The organism is Achromobacter sp. Bel, assembly GCF_012928505.1.
Taxonomy (GTDB): Bacteria; Pseudomonadota; Gammaproteobacteria; order Burkholderiales; family Burkholderiaceae_B; genus Achromobacter.
Genome location: NZ_JABBJN010000011.1, coordinates 56,392 through 67,244, shown reverse-complemented (window position 1 = coordinate 67,244; position 10,853 = coordinate 56,392). Strand labels below are relative to the sequence as shown.

12 protein-coding genes are annotated in these 10,853 nt (G+C 60.5%); 3 read left to right on the top strand and 9 right to left on the bottom strand.

Annotated elements, in window-relative coordinates:
• Positions 1-15 precede the first annotated feature (15 nt).
• From HG262_RS09670 to HG262_RS09640, 7 genes are all read right to left on the bottom strand, one after another.
• On the bottom strand, positions 16-996 hold the full coding sequence (locus HG262_RS09670; RefSeq protein WP_169270803.1) for a FecR domain-containing protein: 981 nt from the start codon (positions 994-996) through the stop codon (positions 16-18).
• Between the two features lie 106 nt (positions 997-1,102).
• Complete coding sequence (locus tag HG262_RS09665; protein WP_169270802.1) at positions 1,103-1,618, bottom strand: sigma-70 family RNA polymerase sigma factor; 516 nt, start codon at positions 1,616-1,618, stop codon at positions 1,103-1,105.
• The gene (locus tag HG262_RS09660) at positions 1,615-2,268 is read right to left on the bottom strand and encodes an STN domain-containing protein (protein ID WP_169270801.1); all 654 of its coding nucleotides are present in this window, start codon (positions 2,266-2,268) and stop codon (positions 1,615-1,617) included. The genes HG262_RS09665 and HG262_RS09660 overlap by 4 nt, the downstream gene beginning before the upstream one ends.
• Before the next feature lie 503 nt (positions 2,269-2,771).
• Positions 2,772-4,004 (bottom strand): MgtC/SapB family protein, encoded by a 1,233-nt coding sequence (locus HG262_RS09655; protein ID WP_169270800.1) that lies wholly within the window; start codon positions 4,002-4,004, stop codon positions 2,772-2,774.
• 68 nt (positions 4,005-4,072) lie between these two features.
• Positions 4,073-4,681 (bottom strand): hypothetical protein, encoded by a 609-nt coding sequence (locus HG262_RS09650; protein ID WP_169270799.1) that lies wholly within the window; start codon positions 4,679-4,681, stop codon positions 4,073-4,075.
• Between the two features lie 64 nt (positions 4,682-4,745).
• A complete protein-coding gene (locus HG262_RS09645) occupies positions 4,746-5,795 on the bottom strand; it encodes a CHAD domain-containing protein (protein WP_169270798.1) in 1,050 nt (349 codons plus the stop codon).
• Positions 5,796-5,846: 51 nt separating this feature from the next.
• Complete coding sequence (locus tag HG262_RS09640; protein WP_169270797.1) at positions 5,847-6,002, bottom strand: hypothetical protein; 156 nt, start codon at positions 6,000-6,002, stop codon at positions 5,847-5,849.
• Between the two features lie 369 nt (positions 6,003-6,371).
• On the opposite strand from HG262_RS09640, the gene HG262_RS09635 reads away from it, so the two are divergent.
• On the top strand, positions 6,372-7,019 hold the full coding sequence (locus HG262_RS09635; RefSeq protein ID WP_169270796.1) for a BON domain-containing protein: 648 nt from the start codon (positions 6,372-6,374) through the stop codon (positions 7,017-7,019).
• Between the two features lie 78 nt (positions 7,020-7,097).
• Here the strand turns inward: HG262_RS09635 and HG262_RS09630 are convergent, their stop codons facing one another.
• A complete protein-coding gene (locus HG262_RS09630) occupies positions 7,098-7,745 on the bottom strand; it encodes a BON domain-containing protein (protein ID WP_169270795.1) in 648 nt (215 codons plus the stop codon).
• A gap of 315 nt (positions 7,746-8,060) precedes the next feature.
• Between HG262_RS09630 and HG262_RS09625 the strand changes: the two genes are divergently transcribed.
• On the top strand, positions 8,061-8,519 hold the full coding sequence (locus HG262_RS09625) for a universal stress protein (RefSeq protein ID WP_169270794.1): 459 nt from the start codon (positions 8,061-8,063) through the stop codon (positions 8,517-8,519).
• Between the two features lie 14 nt (positions 8,520-8,533).
• On the top strand, positions 8,534-10,330 hold the full coding sequence (locus HG262_RS09620; protein WP_169270793.1) for an adenosylcobalamin-dependent ribonucleoside-diphosphate reductase: 1,797 nt from the start codon (positions 8,534-8,536) through the stop codon (positions 10,328-10,330).
• A 44-nt stretch (positions 10,331-10,374) separates the two neighbouring features.
• Here the strand turns inward: HG262_RS09620 and HG262_RS09615 are convergent, their stop codons facing one another.
• The gene (locus HG262_RS09615; RefSeq protein WP_169270848.1) at positions 10,375-10,824 is read right to left on the bottom strand and encodes a universal stress protein; all 450 of its coding nucleotides are present in this window, start codon (positions 10,822-10,824) and stop codon (positions 10,375-10,377) included.
• Positions 10,825-10,853 lie beyond the last annotated feature (29 nt).

Genomic DNA, 10,853 nt, shown 5'->3' with positions numbered 1-10,853 from the left:
CCTGCACAGACTGTCTCAGATCAAGAACACCACATCGCCCACGCGACGCACCGAAACGCCGTACAACTGCTGGATCTGCGCAATGGCCTCGTCCAAGTTCTTCACCTCGTAGCGCGCGCTCAGCCGATGTCGCGCCAGCGCTTCGTTCATCAGCACCACTCGACCGGGCCGATATCGGTTGATTTCGTCTACCGCCAGGTTCAGCGGCAAGTCGTGAAAGCTGACAATGCCCCCGCGCCAATCCGACACCGTCTGGGTGAAGAGGGTGGGTGCACCCAGCGTATTGGCGTCGTAGCTGAGCTGCTGTCCCGCCGCCAGCAGCATCGTGGCTTTGGGATGCGTCAGTTCGACCTGGCCACTGTTGCAGCGCAGGTGGATACGGTCGTCATGCAGGTGGCGCACCTCGATGTCGCCGGTGGCCAGGCGCATGCGCGCCGCGCCGGCGAGGATCGCGCAGGGTTGACTTCGAGCGGCGCGGATCGCGGCCTCGCCTGACACAAGTTCAATGCGTGGCTCTGTACCCTGGGTCGACACATTGATGCTGGTCTGTGTGTTCAGATCCAGCACAAGGTGCTGGCTGGTGAACGCGATACTGCGTTGTTCACCCGTGACGGTACGGTAGTCGGCATTGGCTTGTGCCCATGACGGCCACAGGCCAAAAGGTGGCCGCACCAGTGCGACTGCCGCCATGCTGGCGAAGGCGCCGGCGCCTCCCGCCAGGAACCATCTTCTGCTCGGCTTGGCCGGGGCAGGGCGGGTCTGGCCAGGCATTGGGTTGCTCGCCGTGTAGGCGTGCGCGATGTGGCCCAGTTCCCTCCAGGCGCGGGCGGCGTTTATCCACGCGCGCTCGTGCGCCGCGCTTTGGGCGCGCCATGCCTTGAAGGCGTCGCCGTCTCGCGTGGTGGGCACATTGGTCGCCAGAATGCGTGCCCAGGCATGGGCCTCGCGTTCGATGGCGGGGTCGGGAACAGGGCCTGGGTTAAGGTCGGAATCCATGGAGTTGTTTCGCTTGCGCGGCACTATTTGTGCCGTTCTTATATCTAGACGTTTTCACGAAGCCGGAACGGAACTCCGTCGGAGAGAAATAAACACTCTCTTGCAATTATTCCTCCGTCCGAGCCATCGCCCGTACGCAATGCTCGTGCGCGATTTGTAGTTCACGCCCGACCAACCGCACCGATATGCCCCAGCGCTTGGCGAGATCGGGCCGCGACAGACCTTCCACGCGCGCGGCAAGCAAGATATCGCGTTGACGCGGTGTCAGCGCGTCAAGCGCCTTGAACATCTGCGATAGATCCGAGCGTGATTGCATCACCACGTCCGGGCCGGGGCTGGCATCCGCGACGTCGAAAAACTCATTCACCTCGCTTTCGCTGAGCAGCCGCACATCTTGCCGGATACGGTCGATGGCCACGTGCACGGCCGTGTTGACCAGATAGGACTGCGGGTGGCGAATGGCATCCAGGTCGTCGCGCACGGACAAGCGCATATAGGCATCGTGCAGCGCGTCTCCCGCCAGGTCGGACGCACCGCCCAGCCGGCGAGACACCTGATACTTGATAGCGTCGTAGCGCTCGGCGATCAGGCGCCGAAGCGCGGCCAAACCGGCGCCGCTCATGGCGCGCAGCCGCCATAGCGGCGTGCAGCCTCGGGTGTGATCAGCAGGGTTGCGGGCAGCCCGAATCCGGGCGGTGGGGCGCCGATGGGCAGGCCGGCTAGAGTCTCGCGCACGGCTGCCTCCATCTCGGGTCGGCCGGTGGCGTGGACCACGACATCCGACAAAGCGTGCAGGCGATTCAGGTCCACGCGCAACGCGACGCGGTAGTCTCCCGTGCCCAAGTCTGGGCGGGCGCAGAGGGCCGCGAGCACTCGGGTCTGGAGCAGACCATAGTATTGCTGTCGGGCGGCTTGTGAAATTGGCGGCACAGGGGCAGGAGGTGTGCGCGTCCGAGGGCTCAGCAGCAGCGCCTTCGGGGCGGTGTAGTGAGGCTGCAACTCTGTATCCGCCAGCATCCTCGTCAGCACCTCGCTGGCGGTATAGCGGCCGGTCAACGCCGGAGCAATTTTTCCCGCCGTCTGGCCACTGTCATACAGCACGGAGTCTCCGGTCAACTGACTATATCGCTGCAACGCATCATGTAGCGGCTGGCGCGGCCAGTCGAGGTCGTAGGCCAAGACAGGATCAATGACGGTCGAGATCTCGGCAGCCGCGGGTACAGACGAGGCAATGACCGCTCCGGTGGCCAAAGTCGCTAGTATTTTCTGCATGTGCCTCAGGCCTGTGTGCACGTCGGCGGCGAATAACGCGGATGAAAAGCCTGGGTGAAACAGGGCATATCGCAAGAGAATCAACGCAGACCAGCGCGAGGCGGCGAGTGTGCGCACATGCTAAGGCGCGCCGATGACAATTTAGTTACTTCGGCTAGATGTAGTCTGGCACCATATTCCATGCACCGGTGAACGCGCCTACGGAACAACCACAGTTAGCGTGGCGCCCCGCAGTCTCCAACATCCGCGGCAGATAGATGCGTGGCCATGGCGGTGCTGACGAATCAGGTGGCGGCGAATACGAAGGCGAGGAGGGCGGCGCGGCGGCTGGCAAGGCGCCGTCGTATGTCCTTTGGGATGGTCACCCGACCATCTTTGGTCATCGTTGAGTGAGCTTGAGCTGCCATTAGGGGCCCCAGGATGGGCTGCCGGTTTCAGGATACGACGCCAGATCCCGCAACCCATTCCTTTACTTTACATAATACACATTATGCGTATTTAGCCTAAGTCATCGTGTAGCCCCCCCAGGCCGCCGCTACCATCAATATCAGGCCCGGCACCACCTGCGCGGCAAACGCGAATCCGCCGCTGACTGCCGCGAAGATCGCCTTGGTCAGCGCGTTGGCAGACATGGCCGCCAGCACCGGCACGGCTGCTTGCGCCGGGGAAATCGTCTCTGCCGCCACCAACGTGGCGACTGACGCAGCCGCGGCATGGGTATCGATCAGACCGCCCAGCAACGCAGCAATGGTGATACCCCGCGATCCCAGCCACGCATTCAACGTGGCAGTACACAGCAGCACCCCCGCCGCCACGAGCGCCAATACCAAAGCCGTCCACAGCTTGAACGGCCGCCCAGCTTCGACCGCCGTGCATTCTGTCTGACGCATCACCTTGAAAAGGAACAATACGCCATAGCTCAGCGCCGTCGCGCCGCCGCAAGCAAGCGGAATCACCAGCGCTCGCAAGACTTCAGGGCTGATGGCGGCCAGTACCGTTGCCATGAGCAACATCGTCGACACTGAGGACAAAACAGCGCCTGCGGCCGCCGGCCCTCTAAGCGCAGGATCGGCCTTAGCGCGCTCGCCCATTACGCCGATAGTCAATGTGCTGGAAATGAAGCCGGACGCGAACCCTGCCAACGGCAAACCGATGCGAGGACCAAACACCCGTAACGCGATATGGCCGGCGGCGCTAACCGCCATGACCAGCAGTGTGAACTTCCAGATCGTGCGCAGGTTGAGGGCGTCGAACGGGCCAACATAGGCATCTGGCAACAGGGGCATCACCACCAGCGCGGCTGCTGCCAGGATCAAGGCGTCGACAAGCTCTTGCGGGCTGAGCACCGAGCGCACAAATCGATGCAGACCAGTACGCGCCGCCAGCAGAGCAGTCACCGCTACCGCCAGCCCCGACGCCAACGCCGGGTCGCGCAGGCACAGGCCGCCAAGCAACAGACTCAACAGCAAGGCAACCTGCGTCGCCAGCCCTTGGCTACGCTCGGTCCCGCGCGCGTGGGCCAACAACGCGCCTCCCAGCCCAACTGCAACCAAACCGAGCAAAAGCGCCCCGCCCGAATGCATCGCTACCGCGCCCAGGAGCGACACAATGGCGAAGGTGCGCACGCCGGCGGTCTTGCCCGATAGCCATCGCCGGTTTCGCCGCTCGCGCTCTACGCCAATCAGCAAGCCGATGCCCAGTGCGATCGCGAATGGGAGAGTCGTCTGCATATCCATGGTGCCGTGATGCTATCGAACGCCAGACTGCGCCGCCGTTGGTGGACGTAAATTCGGACCCCGCACGATCAGCGGCAATAAGCCGCTTCCTCTGTACATAGATAAATCGGCACCTTGATGAACAGACTGCCTTTCAATGACAGGCCGCTCGCCAGCCCGTTTGCCGACAGGATGAAACCGCCGATCGGCTCGATAGCCGGACTACGCTGATTGGCCATGGAGGACTCATCCAGGATCTGGATGCTTCCATTGTGCCCCTCCACCCACCCCGGCGTCGCCTCAAACGCACGCAGCGACTCATAGGTCGAGAAAAACAGAATCAGGGCCTTGTCGTTCAATCCAAGCACTGAACCAGGCGGGCTGCCAATGACGTTGTAATAGCTGCGGTCCCCCAGGGCGTCAATCAACACGCCGCTTCCATAAGCCACGCCCAAAATACCACCATCTGCGTGCAGGGCGGGCACGACCAGCACGCCGAATGAACGGGCAATCAGCGCTTGGGCCCTGGGCGACTGGCGATACAGGCGCAACAGGGTCGCCTCAGCGTCCTGATCCACCCTCTTGAGCATCGCAGGAGAAACCGTAAGCAGCGAATCTGCCGCCTGGCCAAAAGCCGTGCCAAGCGGCTGCACAGCGAGAAGGAGCAGGAACCACATTGCCACGATACGCGTCTTCATCTCGCCCCCGATCGGGAAATCCTGGTTAGCGACATCTTCGTCCGCCGCAACGCATTGCGCGGACTCAAGCCCGCACACCTGATGACAAAACCTTGCCGCACACCAATCGCCGAACCACTCTCCCCTGTCTCGAGTCAGCCCAGAATGAAGGCTTTCGCACAAAACTCCGACTCGCTACGCGCAGCTCGGCTTCGGCCTTGCGCAACAATCGAGCGCAAACTTTTTCGGCTTTCCGCCCTGTTAACCTGCCGGTCGATAAACTAACGCTGACCTCCCCTCCAAGCTGCGAGGCGGTCCTCAGATCTTGGATATCGCCGAGCTTGCCCTGCAACTGTCCTAGAGATCGGACAAAGCGGTCCAGCTTGCGAGAGGACGCCAGTTGCAACAGCGCCTCGCTGGCGTAACGCAAGCGTTTGATCTTGATCCGCATTCGATGCTGAGTGCGGGCGCCGCGCATCGCCGGCCCCGCCAAGCGATCTCGGATGGATTTTTCCCAACCCTCCAGTTTTCGGTGAATCCGGCCGAACAGCACCTTGGAACGGCGTTCAGCGGTGGCAACCCGCATGTCTTCGTCCCGCTCCCGGAACAGGCGAAGCACACCTTGAAAGCGCTCTGACCGCAAATGGGCATACATTTCACTGTGCACGATGTCGGATCGGGCGGCGGCTCGTTTAGTCGCAGCGACTCGGTCCAGATCCGAGTCTGCATTGCATAGGCGCGGCAACATCTCGATGACAAACACGTCCCAATCTCGCGCCCGCGACAAAGGCTGCATCGCCCAGGCCACCTCTTTACGCAGCATCCGCCTTATCGCGCCACCTCGTTCCTTACACGGCATCAGATCGGACAAGGCGGAAAGCCGTCGCATGTAGACACGCAGATCATGGATCAGCTCGGGCGCGGCGGCGCCCGGCGACTTGACCTCAGTCAGCCGTCGGGCGCGCGCCCTCATTTCGCCAGCCCAGGCGTCCGCCACCCCCTCCAATCTGGTCTGCAACAGCGGTAGACCTGTCGAGTCGCCGCTTGCAGGCGATTTCCTGGGCTGCGGCTTGGAAGATACGCCACTCGTGCTTGCATCTCCCCCCTCTTTTCCCAGTCGTGCTGCTCGCGCCATGATCATTCTCCTGATAGGGTCCCAGACCAAGCTGGGGCGGCGGCTGCTATCTCAACGTGCGCCTTTATGGTCTTTCTGCCCCATATTCTTGTGCCGTCCCACCACCTCGGCCATTTCGGCTTTCCGCTGATGCTGCGCTGCGTCCTCTTTCCCGTCGGATCGTGTCTTGTTTTGTTTGGTCTGCGGAATACTGACAGGTTTTTGCATGTCGACCTCCAGGGGTTGTTAGGTATCCCTACACCATCGTGGACGCACTATTCCTCGCGCGCCCGAACGCTGCACGGGACTGCTTTGATGTTGAAACTGCCTAAAAAAATCGTGTTGACAAAAATCACGATCTCAGCGTTCGCTCATCCGTGTCATACCGGCCGCAAGCCCAAGGAGTAAGCCGCATTCCATGACGTTCTCTTGCACAGGGCCCGATTTCGAACAGACCCGATTTTTTCTATTGATGATTGTCAATATTCGATCACCCTGCTGTCGGAAACTTCACATGCGGCGCAGCGGTCCACCGCAAGCGCTGTACCGAGCACGCAGGCCGCTCACCCCATCTTCGATCGCGACTGGAGGATTACCATGAAGAACGAAGAACTTCGCCGTAACGTGCTGGATGCTCTGGAATTCGACCCGCGCGTCGACGCTTCGGGCATTGGCGTAGCCGCGTCCGATGGCGTTATCACGTTGACCGGGCACGTCAGTACCTATAGCCAAAAATACGACGCCGAAAAAATCGTGATGCACGTCAAAGGCGTCAAGGGGATTGCTGAGGACATCGAAGTCCGTACGAACTACGAACAAGGGAGCTCCGACGATGAACTAGCCAAACGGGCACTCAGCAGCATTGGCTGGAATGTATCGGTTCCCGACAGCAAGGTGCAGGTAAAGGTGCAGCAAGGCTGGGTGACGTTGAGCGGAGAGGTCGACTGGAACTTTCAGCGCAAGGCGGCGGAGAGCGCCGTCCGGAGACTGTCTGGTGTCAAAGGAGTCGCGAATCTGATCGCGCTCAACGCAGGTATACAGATCGGCGACGTGAGGGAGCGGATACAGAAGGCGTTGAAGCGTAGCGCCGAATTGGAAGCACACGATATTCAGGTTTCGGTGCGCGATAGGCACGTCACGCTGACAGGCAAAGTGAGGAGCTGGGCGGATCGTCATGCCGCCGAACTGGCGGCCTGGAGCGTTCCAAGCGTGCTTGGCGTTGATGACAGGCTTGAAATCAGCTAATCCGCGCCGCGTGCGTCTCGGCAGCACCCACCGATCGCGCGGCAAACTCGCTTCTCGTCCGGGTTGTCTGGCCCTCCACTAACCGACCACTAGTCTGTCTTGGACCTCGACGACCCCGGGTACAGCCCAAGCGGCCCGCTCGGCGGCGCCGCGTTCAATCCAGCTATTGACGCGCCCATTCAGTATGACCTTGTTGTCATGCACGCTGACTTCCACGCGACCCGCCTCGATCTGCGCGCTGCGTAGTAGTGCCGCTTCGATCTTGCGTTTGATGTCGCCAGCCTGCACGGTCGGCACCACTTCTATCAAGTTCGAAATGCCCGTCACGCCCGACAGTTTGTGGACCGCACACGCGGCGGCTTCGCGCTGATAGAACCAATCCACCGTTCCGCTCAACCTAACCCATCCCTTTTGCACGGTCACCTGCACCTTTCCATCGGGGATCGTTGCATCCCATGCGATGATGCTCAACGCGCGAGTCGCTATCTGGTCGTCTGCCAGTTGCTTGTCAGCCGCTGCGCGAACTTCGATTTCCTGGGCAATACCACGTACCCCCTTGACCCGCTGAACCGTTTCCTCGGCGGCAAGCTTCTGCGCATAGGTTTCGACATGGCCTGTCAATGTCACGACGCCATCGTCTACCGCGACCCCGATATGCAGAGCTTCAATATTGGGCTCAAACGTTAGTGCACTCTGTACTCTTTCCCGCAGCGCTGCGTCGTTCATGATTCTCTCCCAGTTGCCTATCGCCAAACGGTAACCCGCTCGGTACCCATGCCGTCGTAACCGACAGCACCCACGCGCCATTTGCGCCGATCGCTTTCGCGCGCTATCCATCCTGAGCTTTGGCCACGTTTAGTCGTTGACTAATGTCAAGATAAATCGTGACCGGCATCGCAACGCGAACGATCGTGCCGTGAAGCGCCCCTTCGCTGCACCCGCGTTCCGGACGTCACGCTGCGTGAATCATGACAACCATCAATATTTTTGCCTTCGGTCAGCCGATACTAAGACATGCCCCCTCTCTCCCGGAGTTTCAGCATGTACCAGCGAATCCTTGTTCCTATCGACGGAAGCGCCACCTCTGAGCTTGGACTTGGGGAAGCGATACGCCTCGCACAACTCACCCACGCCAGTCTTCGCTTGATCCACGTCATCGACGAGCTCTCGTTTGCGCTAACCATCGGCGCCTATGGCTATGGAGCGGGCGAACTGCTCGAGTCAATTCGGAAAAACGGAGAAAGGGTGCTTCACTCTGCCCTGGATGCCGTCAAAGCAGCGGGAGTCGAGGCGGACACGGTCTTATACGAAAACCTGGACAGAACCGTGCAACAGCGAGTGCTGGACGAGTCCTTGTCATGGAAGGCGGACTTGATCGTGATGGGTACGCACGGTCGTCGAGGAGCCAGCCGCCTGGCGCTTGGAAGCAGCGCCGAGGGAATCATGCGCAACGCAAGCGTACCGGTACTTCTCGTACGCGCCCCGCAAGGCACATCGTAGACGCCGAGGCAGTTATGCTCGACCAGCAACGCATCTGCGCTCACGTTATGGCCGACAGATATGCAGCGCCGGGGGAGGCCACGGCGTCTCAAATCTATGCGCGCGTAGCTCATGCATTGGCCAAAGCTGAAGCGCCGGAGCGGCGCACACTTATCGCGCAAGAATTTTTGCGCAATATGGAAATGGGCGCAATTGGAGCTGGCCGCATCATGGCGAATGCTGGCACCAGCGCTCACGCGACCATGATTAACTGTTTCGTGCAGCCGGTGGGCGTCGGCTCACCCACCCTGCCCTTCGATTCCGGACTGGAACAGGCTTGTACGACATTGGCGATGGGCGGTGGCGTGGGGTATGACTTCTCCGCCTTGCCGCCTTCGTCAGCAAGCGCCGAAGCGAAAGCCGCGACACCCGCTGTTTGCTCGGCGATCGACCGATACGATGCGGCTTGTCGCAGTCTGTCGTTTCAGGGCAGTCGGCGTGGCGCGCAGATGGCGGTGCTTTCCTGCAACCATCCCGACATTCTTGATTTCATACGCGCCAAGCACGGCCGCAATCGATGGCGCACATTCAATATTTCAGTCGCGATCACTGACGCTTTCCTGGTTGCTGTTCAGCAGGACGACGCCTGGCCCCTGGTACATCCGGCCCTGCCCGACGAGCGCAGTATCTCAATGGGTGCGCTCAAATTGAGTAACGGCCTCTGGCAATATCGCCGGGAGCCTGCCCGAAGTCTCTGGGCAACAATGGCCGAAGAGGCTACGCACAGCTCGGAACCTGGGTTCCTCTACATCGACACCATTAATCGAGCGAATAACCTGCGGGCAATCGAAACCTTGCGAGCCACCAACCCATGCGGCGAACAGCCTTTGCCGGAGTACGGCTGCTGTGTGTTGGGCCCAATCAATCTCACGCGCCTAGTCAACCATTCGTTCGGGATCGGCGGAGAACCCGAAATTGATATGGAAAAACTGGGAAAGATGGTTCGTACGCAGGTACGTATGTTGGACGATGTGATCGAGTTGACCCGTTGGCCGTTACCCGCCCAAGCCAAAGAGGCATTTTCCAAACGCAGAATCGGAGTAGGAATCACCGGATTGGCCGACATGCTAGCAATGTTGCAACTGCACTATGCCAGCGAAGCCGGCCGGCTGGCAGCAAGATCGGTCGCATGCTGTATTCGTGACAACGCCTATGCCGCGTCGGCGGAGCTGGCCGCAGAACGAGCACCATTTCCCCTTTACCGTGCCGACGATTATCTGGCGGCGGGCGCAATCGGCGACTTTCTCCCGCCTGATGTCGTCAAAGCGATCAAAGCGCATGGACTGCGCAATAGCCATCTGGTTTCCTTCGCCCCTACGGGCAGCGTCAGCTTGGCCTTCGCCGATGGATGCTCCAGCGGCATTGAGCCAGCCTTCGATTGGGTTTACCGTCGCCAGATTCAATTGCCAGGCGCCATTGCGGTCGACATGACGGTGGAGAACCACGCATGGCGGCTTTGGAAACAATCACATGCGTCCGATCTACCGCTGCCCGGGTACTTCCAGAAAAGCGCCGATATCGCCCCGGAAGATCATCTGGCCATGCTAGCGGCCTTGCAACCTTATGTAGACGCTTCGATTTCCAAAACCATACCGGTTCCCGGCGACTACCGCCCAGAACGCGCACAAGCCCTCTTTATTCAGGCTTGGAAAATGGGATTGAAAGGCGTAACGATTTTTCGCCCAGACAGGCGTCTCGCCGCGGTCATCAATCCATCTTTCCGCGCACGCCCATCTGCGCGCATCACACAAGGTTGCGGCACCTGCGGCTGAGGCAGTTGGGTAGCTTGCAGGACGCCGGGGGCGCCTGGCCCCCGTCATGGCGTTCGAACCAGCAACACGGGCATGGGGGATGTTCGCAGCACCGCTTCGGCGCTGCTGCCAAGCATCGCGCGCTTCACGCCACGCCGTCCGTGTGTGCCCATCACGATCAAGTCGGCGGGCCAATCTTGAGCGGCCGTCACTATTCGTTCTTCTACCGGCAGTCCCAGGTCATCGTAAAGGACCGTTTCAACCTGCAATTCTGCCGCTGTGGCGCGCATGCGCGCTTGCTCCAGAATCTTCGCTCCTTCCCGCCTCAGGTTTTCGATCAGCTCGCCGGTGTAGTAACCCGCGTAGGGGTTGGCGGCAAGGTAGACCGACAGATCATCCAGCACATGAATGATGCGCAGTGTCGCGTCGGAGCCCTTCGCGATCTTGATGGCTTCGTCCAAGGCCCGATTCGACGCGTGGCTACTGTCCACCGCGACAACAATGCGTGAATACATCATCTTGCCCCCGATTGTGCAGCGCAACC